A 14,909-nucleotide genomic window follows, 5' to 3' on the forward strand; every position below is an offset into this window, starting at 1 on the left:
TATGTTCGGGACCGGTTGAGGCGCGATGGGAACATCCTAAGAGTTCGGGATCACCGAGAATCGAATCGGCGCCGGGATCTCAGACCCCGGGTGGCCGTCTCGGCAGAATCGAGCGAAAAGGGACGACCCCGGCCCGACTCGCACCGCCGTCGCGCCACGCTCCGTCGGGGGTCGCCGCTCGTCTGTTGACCATTATGCCACACGGCTCTGGACCTCGCGCGTTGCTTCAGCTCACCAATCCGGTTTCCGGGCCAATCGTGTCGGTTTGACAGGCGTACCCGATCGACCTAGACCTCTGTCAGAGGACAGAACACCAAGGAATCACCTCCGAAGTTGGACGATGCCAGCCGTCCGTGCGTTCGTCGAAAAAAATTCGCCTGATGCATCGTACGGTCTGACTTGATTCGGCGGTGTCCGTCCGAACGTAGGGGAGGCTCGCGGCCAATGGCCGACAATCGATCGACGCCGGGAGGAGGTTCCGAATTCGATTTCGAGAACTTTCCTCGGAATAGCTGTTTCCACGAACGTCGTGAGGTCCCGGAACAAGCTCGGCCCGCCCGAAAGGAGCGGAGGAGGAGAATTGATCCGACAACCTTCGAGAAACAGTATACTCCCGAAGAGTTGGAATTCATGAACGCCATGCAGCAGTTCAAGATGCGAAGCGGAAAAACCTTCCCCTCCTTCGGTGATGTCCTCAACGTGGCTCGGTCCCTTGGTTACGAGAAACTGGGAACCACTCCGGAGGAGTCTGGTCCCCTGGAGCCTCCGGAACGCTCCTAATCTTCAGCGCACGAGGAGGTTCATACTCGTCGTGTCACCTTCAATGATCCGTCAACCATGAGAAACGGCCCGAGCGACGAGAGGTCGCTCGGGCCGTTTCGTCAGTTTCGGGGTCATCCGATTCCGGCGTGCTCGACAGCGTGCCGGATCGGTCGCGATCGCGGATGGAGCCTCCGGTTCAGGAAGCCGGCACCGCCGCGGGACTGGCGGGTTGAATCAACGAGAACCAGGCCTGAAGGGCCTGACCCGTCAATTGAACCGCTTTGACCAATCGCGGCTCGCCGATCGGCTCGGAGACGATCGGTTCCAGCTGTTCAATCTCCCCAACGGCCGAAGCCGTCGAGATGATGAGGTCGGAACCGCCCTCCTCCTCGTCGATCGAAGACGCAAACGCCGAACCGGCCACACCGGAAATCGACGCGGTCAACAGATCATCCCCGAATTCCAAAGCGCTGCCACTCGCCTCAGCGACGAGTGTTGCCGGATCCTCCGGCTCGGACAGCCCGTCGGCCCAGCGGTTCAGGGCATCGGCAAACTCAGGCCCGTAGGCGGCATCGTCAACACCCGCGACGCGTTGCGACGACGTCTCCGGTACCCCCAACTCCTCCGATTGCCCGTCGGCCGCAAAGGACGCGACCACATCCTCGATCACCGTGGCGAAGGCCGCATCGAGTTCCGGGACAAGAGTTTCGGGCTCAACCTCAACGGACGGGCTGGTTGAGGACGAATCCTCAAGCCCGGCCAGCGTGATCCCGTGTCTTGCCTCGAACTCCGCGGCTCTCGCGTGCCACCAAGCTCGTCCCGACTGGGCCAAGGCGTCCACGTCGATGCCTTGCGGCAAATCGAACCCAAGAGCAGCCACAGCACCCACCAGGAGGAAGCGGAAGGCCATGCAGGAATCTCCCTGTCACGGTTTAGGCCGTCGATCGTGACGATACCCTCGATGGTGCCGATCCACCCGAAAGCGGACCGTCTCGGTATCGCATCGACTTTATCGGCTGAGAAGTTCTCGGGGCTTCAGCGAATCTTTGCCGGTTGGGTCGGAGTTTGGATTCGCGTTGGCCGATTGGGCGATCCGCCGTAGGATGAGAGCCCTGAAGGTCAATTCCGATTTCGAGTAACGCCTCCACGAGGATGCACTCTGGTTGGCTCGGGGCAGGGGAGTGCCTAGGGATGGGAAGGTCGGTCCTCGTCACCGGTGCCGGCGGGTTCATCGGCAGCCACCTGGTTGAACGGCTCGTCCGAGACGGTCACACCGTGCGGGCCTTCGTCCGCTACAATGGCCGGGACGATCGCGGGCATCTCGACGCATTGCCCGACGAGGTCAAGGCGTCCGTCGAGGTTCGCCGTGGCGACCTCAAAGATCCCGAGGCGCTCCGCCGCGCTGTCAAGGGGCAGTCCTGGGTCTTTCACCTGGGAGCCTCGATCGCCATCCCTTACTCGTACGAGAACCCGCTCGACGTGGTGCAAACCAACGTCGGGGGGACAGCTCATGTCCTCGATTCCTGCCGCGACAGCGATGCACTTGACCGCCTGGTTCTCACCTCGACCTCTGAAGTTTATGGTACCGCTCAACGGGTTCCGATCGACGAGTCGCATCCGTTGCAGCCGCAATCGCCATACGCGGCGAGCAAGGTTGGCTCGGATGCGCTGGGGCTCAGCTACCATCGATCATTCGAATTGCCGGTCGCGATTCTTCGACCCTTCAACACCTTCGGACCCCGGCAATCGGCCCGAGCGATCATCCCGACGATCATCAGTCAGGCGTTGACACGGCCGTCTATCCGGCTCGGCAGCCTGGAGCCGAGACGTGATCTGACGTATGTTAAGGATACCGCCGCCGGCTTCATCGCCATCGCTTCGTGCGACCAGGCGATCGGACAGGTCGTCAACATCGGTCGGGGAGACGATGTGTCGATCGGGGAGCTCGTGGATCGGATCGGCCAGCGGCTCGGGACGCCGCTCCAGGTCGAAACCGACCCACAGCGCGTCCGGCCTCCGGCGAGCGAGGTGCTCCGATTGCTCGCGGGCACCGACCTCGCAAAGGAGCTCTGGGGATGGCAGCCCCGGTATTCGCTCGACGAAGGGCTTGATGAGACGATTGCCTGGGTTCGAGACAACCTGCATCGGTTCCGGGTGAACGAATACACCACGTGACCGAGCCCGGCGATTCCAAGGTCGGGGCGGCCGTCATTGCGGGATCGGGCCGGGTCGTCATACAATGCCGATTTGACCGACGCCTGCCCCGGAGCATCGTGATGGAACTGGACTGGTCCCCCCTGGCGTCCCTCATTGACACCCACCATCGGTTCCTCCTCACGACTCACGTCCGTCCCGATGGCGATGCTCTCGGCTCCGAGGTGGGGCTGGCCGGTCTCCTGGAACAGCGAGGCAAGGATGTTCGGGTGGTCAACGCAAGCCCGCTGCCCCCTCGCTACGAATTTCTGGCCCCGCGTCCGAGGTTCTTCGAGCGATTTGCCGAACTTCGGCCGGAATCGCTCGCCGATCGCGAGGTGCTGATCATTCTCGACCTCTCCAGTTGGTCGCAGCTCGGGGAGATGGCTGAGTTCGTCCGCGGGTTCAAGGGAGCGAAGGTGGTGATCGACCATCACCTGAGCGAGGACGATCTCGGAGCCCTCGTCATGAAGGATGTCACCGCGGAATCGACCGGAACGCTTGTGCTCAGAATGATCCGGGCGCTTGGGGCCTCTCCTTCTCCGATCATGGCCAATGGATTGCTCACGGCGATCGCCATGGATACCGGATGGTTCCGCCACTCGAACGTCACCTCCGAAACCATGAGAGACGCTGCCGATCTGGCCGAGGCGGGTGCTCCGATCCACGAGCTTTACCGTTCCCTCTTCGAACGAAACACCGCGGCTCGGATGCGGTTAGTTGGCAGGGTCCTTTCGGGCCTGACCCTGGCCCTCGATGGTCGAGTCGCCCATGCAAGCGTCACCAAGGAGGACCTGGCCAAGACCGGAGCGATTCCTTCCGACACCGAGGACCTGATCGATCAACTCGCGGCCATTAACGGTGTCGAGGTGGCCATGCTCTTGATTGAACAGCTTCGGGGAGGAGTGAAGGTCAGCCTTCGATCGCGAAGTGACATCGACGTGGCCGAGCTTGCCGGTCGCTTCGGTGGTGGAGGACACCGCGCCGCCGCAGGGGTCCTGATGCCCGATCCCCTCTCCGACTCCCGCGAGCGGGTGCTTCGGGCCCTCCGGCCCATGCTGGGCCTTGAAGTCCGATCCTGAGCCTCCCAGGCTCCGGCTACGGAACCAATGGTTGAAGTAACCCCTGGCGGCGCCCCACAAGGCACCGTTACGATAAATGTGTTCGCGTGGGGAGGCGTAAGTGAACCCGCCGCGCCTCGAACCCCCCACCTGGCCGCGTCGCTTGACATAGACCGTGGCCACCCGCCCCGCTCCGGCGTCGACGCCGGCTCGACTGTCCGACCGCCCCATGCGATCCCCCCGCCTTTGTCCCTCCCCGCTCGACCGGAGAGACCGCGAACCGATGAATCGTCGTCAATGGTTCCAGTTTGGGGCCGCCGCGATCGGCGCCCTGATCGGCCTGGTCCTGGCCGTGCCGGGCGTGGCCTACTTGCTTTCGCCCCTCTTGAAACGCCGAACGGATGACTCCGACTTTCGCACTCTCACTCGACTGGGTGACCTGGTCGAAGGGCAGCCGCGATCGTTCTCGATCATCGAGGAGCAGCGCGACGCCTGGGTCAGCTATCCGGCCACTCCCGTCGGAACGGTCTGGCTGGTGCGGCAGCCCGAGGATGCTCCCGAGCCGGTCATCGCCCTGTCGGCCGAATGTCCCCACCTGGCCTGCAAGATCAAGGTTTCGGGCGATGGAAAGGGCTTCCTCTGCCCTTGTCACGCCAGCTTTTTCGAACTCGACGGTTCGAGGGTAAACCGGATCTCTCCACGAGGGATGGACACTCTGGAAGTTGAGCCGATCGACCCGAACGACCCCAACGCCGAGATCCGGGTCAAGTTCCACCGCTTCCGAACCGGGACCGAGGAGAAGATCCCCCTTGCGTAACCGAAGCCAGTTCTCAGAGTGGATCGACGCCCGGACCGGACTCGTCTCGCGCGTCTCCGGTCTTTCCGGGGAAACGGTCCAAGGCGGTGCCGGGCTGCGACACGTGTTCGGCTCGGCGCTGGCCGGAGCGTTCCTGATCCAGCTCATCACCGGTTTGTTGCTGATGACCTCGTATGTGCCGTCCTCCTCCCACGCCTGGGGGAGTGTCTGGTTCATCGAGCGCGAGATGATGTTGGGCTGGGTGATCCGGGGCCTGCACCACTTTGGCTCCTCGGCCGTGGTCATTTTGCTGGCCCTGCACCTAGTTCAAACGATCGTGATGGCCTCGTACCGGGCTCCCCGAGAGTTCAACTGGTGGCTTGGCCTGATCATGATGTTTGCCGTCCTCGGCCTGGCCCTGACCGGCTACCTGCTTCCGTGGGACCAGAAAGGTTACTGGGCGACCCGGGTTGCCACCAACATCGCCGGCACGACTCCTGTGATCGGTCCGCTCGCGCAGCAAGTGCTCGTCGGCGGGATCGAATACGGCAATCAGACGCTCACCCGACTTTATGGACTGCACGTTGGTCTATTACCGCTGGTCATCATTCTTTGCCTCCTCGGACACTGGGCCCTGGCCCGTCGTCATGGCCTGAATGGCAAGGAACGGCCCCAACGAACCGACTCCTACTGGCCCGCTCAGGCGTTTTACAATCTGGCGGCAATTGGCCTCGTGCTCGCAATCTTGCTCGGTGTGGTCCTCTACGAAGGCGGTGCCGGCCTTGAAGCCCCGGCCGATCCGACTGGGACTGATTATCCCGCTCGTCCCGAGTGGTACTTTCTCGCACTCTATCAGCTGCTCAATGAGTTCGAGAGCGATACCGAGATTATCGGGACGATGGTCATTCCCGGCACGATTGTGACAATCCTGTTTTTTCTCCCGATCCTTGACCGCCTGTTTCCGAAGCGATTGGTCCACTTTGGGGCCTGCGCGCTGATCTTCGGCGTGCTTGGCGGCGCCGGATACTTGATGAGCAAGGCCCTGCTAGCCGACTGGAACGATGCGGCCTTTATCCTTGCTCGCCAGGAGGCCGACGAGCAACGTGATCGGGCCGACCAGCTCGCCGAGGCCAACGGCCTTCCACCTGACGGCGCAAGTTACCTGATGGCCCGCGATCCCCTGTCTCGGGGAATGGACCTACTCGAAGCGAACTGCCTGAGCTGTCATGCATACGGTGGCAAAGTTCGGGTCCAGCTTCAGGTGGCTCAGCCCACCGCCGAGCAACTGGCCTCTGCGGATCCGACGCGCTTCGCGGAACTCGGCCAATCGCTGTCCGATCCCGTTCTCCGGTCCCTTGCGTTCGCCTTGCCCGAGGATTTTATGGCCGAAGAGGTCAGAAGAGACGAGAACGACGTAACCCAGACTAAGGTGATCCTCAAGGGGAAAAATGCCGGAGGAGAGCGTGTCGAGGCCGAGCTGGTCGAGGGACGTTCCCATGTGATCGTTCAGACCGAGGCCGTTCAGTCCGCCTCCGACCTGGAAGCCTTTGGCACTCGCGACTGGATTCGAGGGCTCCTGGAAGACCCGACGTCGCCGAAGTACTTCGGCCTGGTCCCGCAATGCGGCGGTATGGCCGAGTGGAAGGCCGGTTCTCAACTCTCCTCGGAACAGCTCGACCAGGTGGCCGACTTTTTTGCCGAGTATGTCATTCCATACCGCGAAGGGGTTTCGGCAGCGAGCTGGGAACTTCAGTTCGAAGACCCCGAAAACCAGCACCCAGGCTACGAACACTTTCTCAATGAGTGCGCGAACTGCCACTTCTGGGGGCTCGGCGGTGCAGACGGTACCGGCGTCGATGCTCCGAATCTTTATGGCTGGGGGTCGCCGACCTGGACACGACGCATGATCGAAGAGCCGGGCGCCCGCGATCTCTACGGCTACCTGGCTGATCACGAGCAGATGCCCGGTTTCGCCGGTCAACTGACCCAGGAAGACCTCGACGTGCTCATTCGCTTGCTCAAGGGAGACTTTCTCCCCGTCCGAGATTCGGAGGACGGTTCCACGACCCAGCCTGCTGCCGCGGGAATTGTCGTCGACGCTCAGCAACAACCCGATTGATCGCACGATCACGCTGTGTTCTTCGCGTGGGGACGTATATGAGGACCCGGCCGCTCTCGGTCAACCAACCGAGGCCGCCGGGTCCTTCTCCTTTCGACCGGCGCAGCCTCGAATTGCTGGGAGAGCGTTCTCTCCGAATCCGCTCGGGGTGCCTTGTGAGGATCTTCCAGCGTGCGATTGGCAGCGAGACGCGACGTTGAGCGGGCCAGATCGCGCACCTTGCTTCCCGAATCCGGCTCAGGTGCGCAATCTTCCTCATCTGCAAGAAAAAGCGTTGGTATCACTCGGAACAGGGAGATAGACTCCCTCTCGCTCGATCGGGCCGGTCGAGACCGAAGGATCAGACCCGGACCGGCTCGAGTCCCCCGTTGCGGCTTCTCGCGTATCTTGAACGTCGGCACGGCTTGCCCGAGAACGTGCTCCCCAACCACGAAACCAGGTGCAGGTTCTTCTTGCAAGCCAGCCTGGACGATCTCATGGCCCTTGGCCGCTTGATCGTCCCGACCACCAGGGTGCCGGCAACATCACTCCGTCATCAAGGAAGGATGCCATGACGAAGGAGAAGGATCGGCCGCTGATTGGGATCAACATGGACCTTCGAGGCACTGGCCGAGGCCAGCTCCCGCATTCGATTGTCCAGACCGGCTATTACGACGCCATTCTGACCGCGGGTGGAATCCCGGTCTTGATTCCCCCACTATTCCGAGAGCCTGAGATCGCCCCAATCCTCGATCGGCTCGATGGTCTTGTCCTCACCGGTGGTGACGACATGGACCCCCGCAAGCAAAATGTGGCTCCTCACCAATCGGTCACGGTCATGTCCGAGCGCCGAGAAGCTGCCGACCGCCTGCTCTGCCGTCTTGCCGCCAAGCGACGCCTGCCGACCCTGGCCATCGGCCTCGGCATGCAGGAGATGAACGTCGAGCACGGCGGGGGCCTTTACGTTCACGTCCCCGAGGACCTGCCTCGCGCCATCCCGCACCGAGATCCGCACGGTGGCGCCCACCGGCACATCGTGGTCATGGAACCCGGCACCTTGCTTGAAGAAATCTACGGCGAGGGAGAAATCCGGGTCAACAGCTACCACCACCAGGGGATTCGCAAGCTCGCCTCCATGTTCCGGCCCGCAGCCCACGCTCCGGACGGATTGCTCGAAGCCTACGAGTATCACGACATGGACGAGTGGTGGTGCGTCGGCGTGCAGTGGCACCCCGAGAACGAAGGTCACATTTCGCTCGATACACAACTCCTCGAAGCCTTTATCCAGGCTTCCGACCGGGGCTTCCGCCGAGTCCTCCCGACCAAGGTCAAGGCCGCCTGATCTGGCTTGCCCTCAAGAACCATGCTTTGGCTGGCCCCTCGAAACGCTTCAGGGGCCGGCACGGCTCTCCGTACTAAAGGGTCCGGCTCGGGTCGAATGTGCAAGGATGCGCATTTCGACCCGAGGTCGGCCCGCCCTTTTTTCTCGCGCTCGTCGAGTCAATTGGGCGGTAGCCTGGGCACGTCTCGAATCCATTCGACCGGTTCGAATTACCCTCGATTGAGAATCAACAAGCCAAGCCCTGCGAGCACCAGGCCCGCACCGCCCGTCATCCCGTACGCGGGAATCGGCAGTTGGACGTTCATCCACGAACTCACCATCCCGAGACTGAACGCCACCAGGCCCAGCGCAAGAAACGCGAGGCCAGTCGCCGAGAGGACCTTGCGATGGTCCGACACAAGAAGACTCCGTCAGGAGGATTGGGGTAACTCGAATCGTTTCGCTCGATCGGGAGCGACGATTGAGCAATGACCGGGGTGATTTCGAACTCCCGTAAACGCTCGTTGTTCCCCAGTGATCCACTGGGGCGATGGCGTACCAACGCCTCGATACGTCGTCAGAGCAATCGTACGATAAGCCTCTCCCCCGGTATTCGGGGGAGAGATCTCAGAAACGATTGACAACTCGGCTCACGATGCGGCTACGACGGGTTCTGTCGTCAGTTCAATGAGACCGGCGGCCTGTTGAGCATGTCGGCGGATGTCTTCGCTGATCCGCATCGAGCAGAACTTCGGCCCGCACATTGAGCAGAAGGCAGCCGACTTGAACGCTTCTTGAGGAAGGGTTTCGTCGTGCATCCGGCGGGCGGTTTCGGGGTCGAGTGAGAGTTCGAACTGCCGGTTCCAGTCGAAGGAGTAGCGAGCGCGACTTAATGCGTCGTCCCGGTCGCGGGCTCCCTTGCGATGGCGAGCCACGTCAGCGGCATGGGCGGCGATCTTGTAAGCGATGACCCCCTGACGCACGTCCTCGACTTCGGGTAAGCCGAGGTGTTCCTTGGGCGTGACGTAGCAGAGCATGCTTGCCCCGTACCAGCCGGCCATGGCAGCGCCGATGGCCGAGGTAATGTGGTCGTATCCCGGCGCGATGTCGGTGACGAGCGGGCCGAGCACGTAGAACGGGGCCTCATCACACTCGAAGGCTTGTTTCTCCATGTTCATGGCGATCTGATCCATCGGCACGTGACCAGGGCCTTCCACCATGACCTGGCATCCGCGTTCCTTGGCCCTTCGGGTGAGTTCACCCAGGGTCTTCAGCTCGGCGAACTGGGCTGGGTCGCTGGCGTCGGCCAGACAGCCAGGGCGAAGGCTATCGCCGAGGCTCCAGGTGACGTCATATTCCCGCATGATGTCGCAAAGGTCGTCGAACCGGGAATAAAAGGGATTTTCCTTGTTGTGGGCCATCATCCACTGGGCCATTAACGAACCGCCCCGAGAAACGATTCCGGTGATGCGGTGGGCCGTCATCCCGACATAATCGCGAAGGATACCGGCGTGGATCGTCATGTAGTCCACGCCTTGCTTGGCCTGATGCTCGACCACGTCAAGCAAGCCCTGTTCGGTGATGTCCTCGGGCTTCTTGACCTGCTGGATTGCCTGATAGATCGGTACGGTTCCGATCGGCACGGGGCTGGCGGCAATGATCGCCCGACGGATCTCGTCGATCTTCCCGCCGGTTGAAAGGTCCATGACCGTGTCAGCACCGAGGGCGACCGAGGTTCGAAGCTTTTCCAACTCGTTCTCGACGTCGGAGGTCACGGCCGAGTTGCCGATGTTTGCATTGATCTTACACGCGGCCTTGATGCCGATGCCCATCGGCTGAAGACCGAGTTTCAGGTGCTCCCGGTTCGCCGGAATGACCATCCGGCCGCGAGCGACTTCCTCGCGAACAACCTCGGGTTCGAGCCCCTCTCGACGGGCAACGAACTCCATTTCAGGACTGATGATTCCTCGACGCGCCTGTTCGATCTGAGTCATGATGCAAACATCCGGCAGCGGAACGTATCTCGGTTCTGGAGACGGCCAGCAGGGGTAGAAGGCATGCCATCAGGTCTGACGACGATGGCAAGACTCATGGTAGCCGTCTCAGGGGATACCGGTCAATTCAGCCGATTGCAACCGATCACCTCGGCTCGCGCAACCCCGCGCAATCCCTTTAATCGAGAAAATTCTCCGCAATGGTCCCAAGACTTTCTGGTCGCCTTCACCGTATGATACTGCCAGTGACGACCAAGGAATGACCAGGACGTCACGGTCGCCCGGAACTGACCCCCCTCTCAGGATGCCGAGATCTCGGCACCGGCTTCGAGGAGCTTCGCATGGTCGCGAATCGTGCCTCCGCCTGTCTCCAAGCTCGCCGATGGTGGGTCGCGATTCCGAGTTTGATGGTCCCGATGGGCCTTGTGGCAGGATTTTGTTGGTGGCTGACGCCATCCCTTGAGTCGCTCAAATCGGATGTTGCCCAAGAGCATCGGGCCAGTCGTTCAAACGATCTCGTTCAGGTCGGCGTCGCGAACGCGGATGAGACGTCAGAACAGCTCGACCTCCTGCCCGATTGGCCCGAGCACCGGCTTGAAGGCCAGGAAGCCAAGCAGTATTTGCTCGACTTCATGGAATACGCTGTGCAAAAGCTGGATCAAGTGGACGGGTACTCGGCCAACCTCGTACGGCAGGAGCGGATTAAGGGAGAGCTTGGGCTCGAGCAGTCCCTCCAGATCAAGGTGCAGCACGAGCCGTTCGCCGTCTATCTTCGCTTTGAAGCACCCAGGCCAGGCAAGGAAGCGCTCTACCATTCAGGTCGGTTCGACGATCATTTGCTCGCCCACAACGGCGACTGGACCCGACGGCTCTTTCCTCGCTTGAAGGTGGACCCTCACGGTCCGATCGCCCTGGCGGAGAACCGTCACCCAATCACCGAGGCTGGTCTGGCTCACCTGGCTCGCAAACTCCTTCATTTCCGGAAACTCGATCTGGACGATCCAAGGGCCGAAACCATCCTCGATCGGGAAATCGACGAGAACGGCAAACTTTGGTATTGCTCAACACACTCTCACTCGTCGTTCACCGAGGATCGTCCATTTGCTTATGTCGAGATCCGCTACTGTCCCGAATTGTTGATCCCCCTCCACATCGTCAGCTACGACTGGCCGCAACCGGGATGTGACGACGGCGAACTCCAGCTCGCCGAACGCTATCATTACGAGAACGTGAATTTCGATATCACCTTCTCGGAACTCGACTTCGATCCGACCAATCCCGATTACGGCTTCCAGCGATATTGAGTTCCGATTCCAGGCAAGGCTGAGGCGCGGCCTCGTGCATTAAGGTCATGTATTGATCTTCACCCCATCCGCCAGCCGAGCTCGGCGGATCTGATCTTCGTTCTGAAGACCTCGGACCAGGGCTCGCAAGTTTCTGGCATTTTGCCCCAGGTCTCCCTTGCCAATCCGGGACTGGCTCCTGGCCATCAGGAGCGATCCTCGGGAATCAGGCTCGAAGATAATGTGGACATCATCCACGAAACGAAACACGCGAGTTGTATGCGTGGCGTGGATCATTGCTCGATCCTCGTAAACCGCTTCGATCTTCCAGCGCGGCCACCCGGCAATGATCCGCTGGGCCCAGGTCACTGCATGAACCGGCGCCAGAGACAGGGCGAGTGGTCTGAGATCATCGTCTGAGTCACCTGGCCGGAGTTCGGCCTGGTTCTTCGTTAAGCCATCAAGGAGGGCCATCGGTTTTCCTTCGTATTCTGGTGTCCAGGACAGCAATGAGCAAAGCAACGGAGCAAGGCTCTCCCACGGTTCGTTCCGTCATCGTATCCTCATCGAGAGCGGCCCGAACGGCAAGAAACCGAAGGGCCTTTGCTTCATCGGATCGACTGCGGCGACGGGGGAAGCCATGCAACAAGGCCAACGACTGCGATCGTGTTCTACCTGGCTCGTGACCGCTGCCCTGCTGGGCCTTGGTTCACTCAATGCGACCGGGGCAGAGTCACCCGAGCCAAGTCTCGAGCTGACCGTCGATGCCGGCCGGTTCGATCGCGGACAGACTCCAGTGCAAATTACGATCCCAACGAACGAGGCTGGCCAGGATTGGCCCGATTGGCTTGATCTGATTGCAGCACGGGGGGGCCGCGTCGGGCTTCGCGATCTCGATAATCCCGGCCAGATCGTTGTCGCCCAGGTCGATACGTCCAACGATCTCACTCGGATCCTCTGGATCCTCCCCGGCCACACACCGGCCGGCAGTCGTCGGACCTTCCGTCTCGAACCCCTGGAAACGCCGGTTGAGCCCGATCCCTGGGCCTTCCGGACGAGCCCGGAGGGACACCTGGAGCTATTCAGGGGCGACGACCCGGTCTTTCGATACAACACCACGCCGGTCACCCACCCCGATCATCCCAACCCGAACCAGCCGAGGGACGCCTACATCCATCCCGCCTTCGCCCCCTCCGGAGCAATGGTCACGGGAGATTACTCAGCCGAGTCACACCCGCATCATCGGGGTTTCTTTCTTGCCTACACGAAGACCTCGGTCGGTGATCTTCAACCAGATTTCTGGAACATCCAGAATGGCTCGGGCAAGATTCATTTCGATCGACTCGGATCGGTGACGACCGGGCCTGTTTCCGCCCGGTTCTCAACGTTTCATCGCTGGGAAGCCAACCGAACCGACGCTGACCCTATCGTTGTGCTCAGGGAACGTTGGGATGTCGAGGTCTTTGATCTTCCGGGCACTCCCTACCGCCTCTTCGACCTCACGAGCACTCAGCAGGCGACCGGGATACCCCTGGTCCTGCCACCTTACCGATACGGGGGAATGGCCTATCGCGGCCCTGACTCGTTTTTGCCCCAGGGGGCGCTCGACGTGCTCACCAGCGAGGGCTTCGATCGTGTCGAAGGTGATCAGAAGCCGGCCCGATGGGTGGACCTATCCGGCCCCATCACGGATGGGTCGGACCGTTACGCCGGAGCCGCCATGTTTGACCACCCGACCAATCTGCACCATCCGACCCCTGCCCGGATTCATCCAACCCGGCTCCCTTTCTTTTGCTTCGTCCCCAGCCACGATGAATTGGTGAGCATTGGACCGGAATCGCCCATCGTTTTCCGGTATCGCATCCTGATTCATGACGGGCATCCTGACGTCGAGCGCAATGAACGCGTCTGGCGCGATTTTGCCGAGCCCCCGACGGTCACCCACCTGATCCGATCGCCCTGATCATCTTGACCGGACGTGCGCTGGCACATGATCCAACGTGGGATCGCCCTACGACCTCGGAGGCTCAACCGACCGTTACGACCGGGTCGATCGTCGCGGCCTTCTCAGATGGTCGATGGCGGAGAAAAACCGCCGTGCGACGGTGGGCCGCTTGAGCCTTCAGGGTCGATAACACCCGCGGTCAGTCCCGTCATCCGACTTCGGCAGGAGCCGAGTGAGGTGCGGGCCCGTCTCCGCGGCAAGGCGTCGTGGCCGCCCGCGATGACCGACCGAACCGATCGCCCGGGTGGGTCGGATCTCGGATCGGATTGATCGGGGACGAGCCAGGATCGGACCGGTCCGGATTTCCGGACCTCCGACCAGGGAGGGAAACAGGAAGTGAACATCGTCACGACACGCTTCGGGCCGATCCAGGTTCGGGAATTGGACGTCGTCCAGATTCCCGAGGGACTGGTCGGCTTCCGAGGCACCACGCAGTTTGTGCTCTGGCCCGATTCGGAGGTGGATGGGCTGGTCTGGCTCCAGTCCACCGCCGACCCGGACCTGGCCTTTGCGATGGTGATGCCGCAGGTGGCCGTCGCGGATTACCGGGTCGAGCTTCGTCCCGGCGATCGAACAGCCCTGGAATTGGATGAAGCGGGCGAACCGCTCGTCTACGTCATCCTCAACCACGGGGAACTGGGGCTGACCGTCAACCTCCAGGGGCCCCTGGTGTTCAACCTGGCTCGCCGGCTTGGCCGGCAACTGGTGTTGACCTCAAGTCGCTATGCCGTCCGGTTCCCGCTGGGGGAGCCGGAAGATTCGCCGACCCTGCTGCCCGGACCCACGGCACTTCGCGCCACTGCGTGACGCGGAGGAATCCGCCGGGCAACTGGCAATGGGGGCATGCTCTCGAAGGTGTGCCCGCGGCGGGTCCGCCCGGCGGCCCCGTTGAAGTCTGCCGACAATACGGACGACGTGGCCAGGGATGGGCACGTCCGTCGCTGGCAGGAGGAAGGAGCCTAGTCCATGCTGGTCCTGTCCCGACACCGCGACGAAAGCATCATCATCGGTGATGACATTGTCATCACCGTGGTGGATATACGGGGCGATAAGGTCCGGTTGGGGATCGCGGCCCCGATCGAGATCTCCGTACACCGTCAGGAGGTGTACGAGGCCATCCAGCGAGAGAACCGGCAAGCCAGCCGCCTGGATCCCCAGGAGGCCCGCCGGATCGACCGCCTCAACGGTCCTCCTCTGCGGCGAGAGCCGCGGCGGCCACGACCCGAGGGGCCTTGATCCTGCCGATGCTCAAGCCAGATGGCTGCTCTCCTCGTCGTTAACCTCACAGAGATACAGCAGTTCCGGCGAGCCCCGGTTTCGGCCGAGGGCTCGCCTGGCCCGACTCACCCGGCGTGATTCGATTCCCCAACGATTGCGAATTCGCGCGAGAACCCCG

14 protein-coding genes are annotated in these 14,909 nt (G+C 61.8%); 10 read left to right on the forward strand and 4 right to left on the reverse strand.

Translation table 11 applies throughout. The annotated features are described in order from the left end of the window. Nucleotides 1–444 precede the first annotated feature (444 nt). The gene (locus tag HG800_RS07610; RefSeq protein WP_182830353.1) at nucleotides 445–780 is read left to right on the forward strand and encodes a hypothetical protein; all 336 of its coding nucleotides are present in this window, start codon (nucleotides 445–447) and stop codon (nucleotides 778–780) included. Between the two features lie 178 nt (nucleotides 781–958). Here HG800_RS07610 and HG800_RS07615 read toward each other — a convergent pair whose 3' ends face one another. Further along, on the reverse strand, nucleotides 959–1,672 hold the full coding sequence (locus HG800_RS07615; RefSeq protein ID WP_169975405.1) for a hypothetical protein: 714 nt from the start codon (nucleotides 1,670–1,672) through the stop codon (nucleotides 959–961). A gap of 281 nt (nucleotides 1,673–1,953) precedes the next feature. Here HG800_RS07615 and HG800_RS07620 point away from each other — a divergent pair, with 281 nt between their 5' ends. The 5 genes from HG800_RS07620 to HG800_RS07640 all read left to right on the forward strand — a co-directional run bounded on the left by HG800_RS07620 (nucleotide 1,954) and on the right by HG800_RS07640 (nucleotide 8,252). Continuing rightward, nucleotides 1,954–2,937 carry a GDP-mannose 4,6-dehydratase gene (locus HG800_RS07620; RefSeq protein ID WP_169975407.1) on the forward strand — a complete coding sequence of 328 codons (984 nt, stop codon included), beginning with the start codon at nucleotides 1,954–1,956 and terminating at the stop codon, nucleotides 2,935–2,937. A gap of 101 nt (nucleotides 2,938–3,038) precedes the next feature. Then, complete coding sequence (locus tag HG800_RS07625; protein WP_169975409.1) at nucleotides 3,039–4,037, forward strand: DHH family phosphoesterase; 999 nt, start codon at nucleotides 3,039–3,041, stop codon at nucleotides 4,035–4,037. Nucleotides 4,038–4,299: 262 nt separating this feature from the next. Beyond that, entirely contained in the window at nucleotides 4,300–4,833 is a 534-nt protein-coding gene (locus tag HG800_RS07630; protein ID WP_169975411.1) for a QcrA and Rieske domain-containing protein, read from the forward strand. Further along, on the forward strand, nucleotides 4,826–6,931 hold the full coding sequence (locus HG800_RS07635; RefSeq protein WP_169975413.1) for a cytochrome b N-terminal domain-containing protein: 2,106 nt from the start codon (nucleotides 4,826–4,828) through the stop codon (nucleotides 6,929–6,931). Before HG800_RS07630 ends, HG800_RS07635 begins: the two co-directional genes overlap by 8 nt. Nucleotides 6,932–7,481: 550 nt before the next feature. Then, nucleotides 7,482–8,252 carry a gamma-glutamyl-gamma-aminobutyrate hydrolase family protein gene (locus HG800_RS07640; RefSeq protein ID WP_169975415.1) on the forward strand — a complete coding sequence of 257 codons (771 nt, stop codon included), beginning with the start codon at nucleotides 7,482–7,484 and terminating at the stop codon, nucleotides 8,250–8,252. 209 nt (nucleotides 8,253–8,461) lie between these two features. Here the strand turns inward: HG800_RS07640 and HG800_RS07645 are convergent, their stop codons facing one another. Beyond that, nucleotides 8,462–8,650, reverse strand: a complete 189-nt coding sequence (locus HG800_RS07645) for a hypothetical protein (RefSeq protein ID WP_169975417.1) — start codon at nucleotides 8,648–8,650, stop codon at nucleotides 8,462–8,464. A gap of 231 nt (nucleotides 8,651–8,881) precedes the next feature. After that, nucleotides 8,882–10,225 carry a phosphomethylpyrimidine synthase ThiC gene (gene thiC, locus HG800_RS07650; protein ID WP_169975419.1) on the reverse strand — a complete coding sequence of 448 codons (1,344 nt, stop codon included), beginning with the start codon at nucleotides 10,223–10,225 and terminating at the stop codon, nucleotides 8,882–8,884. A gap of 341 nt (nucleotides 10,226–10,566) precedes the next feature. Here thiC and HG800_RS07655 point away from each other — a divergent pair, with 341 nt between their 5' ends. Next, nucleotides 10,567–11,529, forward strand: a complete 963-nt coding sequence (locus HG800_RS07655) for a DUF1571 domain-containing protein (RefSeq protein WP_169975421.1) — start codon at nucleotides 10,567–10,569, stop codon at nucleotides 11,527–11,529. A gap of 45 nt (nucleotides 11,530–11,574) precedes the next feature. Here the strand turns inward: HG800_RS07655 and HG800_RS07660 are convergent, their stop codons facing one another. Continuing rightward, complete coding sequence (locus HG800_RS07660; RefSeq protein WP_169975423.1) at nucleotides 11,575–11,982, reverse strand: DUF1499 domain-containing protein; 408 nt, start codon at nucleotides 11,980–11,982, stop codon at nucleotides 11,575–11,577. A gap of 166 nt (nucleotides 11,983–12,148) precedes the next feature. Between HG800_RS07660 and HG800_RS07665 the strand changes: the two genes are divergently transcribed. The 3 genes from HG800_RS07665 (at nucleotide 12,149) to csrA (ending at nucleotide 14,749) form a co-directional block, all read left to right on the forward strand. Further along, a complete protein-coding gene (locus HG800_RS07665; RefSeq protein ID WP_169975425.1) occupies nucleotides 12,149–13,471 on the forward strand; it encodes a DUF6807 domain-containing protein in 1,323 nt (440 codons plus the stop codon). 378 nt (nucleotides 13,472–13,849) lie between these two features. After that, nucleotides 13,850–14,320, forward strand: a complete 471-nt coding sequence (gene fliW, locus HG800_RS07670; RefSeq protein ID WP_169975427.1) for a flagellar assembly protein FliW — start codon at nucleotides 13,850–13,852, stop codon at nucleotides 14,318–14,320. 159 nt (nucleotides 14,321–14,479) lie between these two features. Beyond that, nucleotides 14,480–14,749 (forward strand): carbon storage regulator CsrA, encoded by a 270-nt coding sequence (gene csrA, locus HG800_RS07675; RefSeq protein ID WP_169975429.1) that lies wholly within the window; start codon nucleotides 14,480–14,482, stop codon nucleotides 14,747–14,749. The last annotated feature ends 160 nt before the right edge of the window (nucleotides 14,750–14,909 follow it).

The sequence above is a fragment of the Tautonia rosea genome (genome assembly GCF_012958305.1).
Lineage (GTDB): Bacteria > Planctomycetota > Planctomycetia > Isosphaerales > Isosphaeraceae > Tautonia > Tautonia rosea.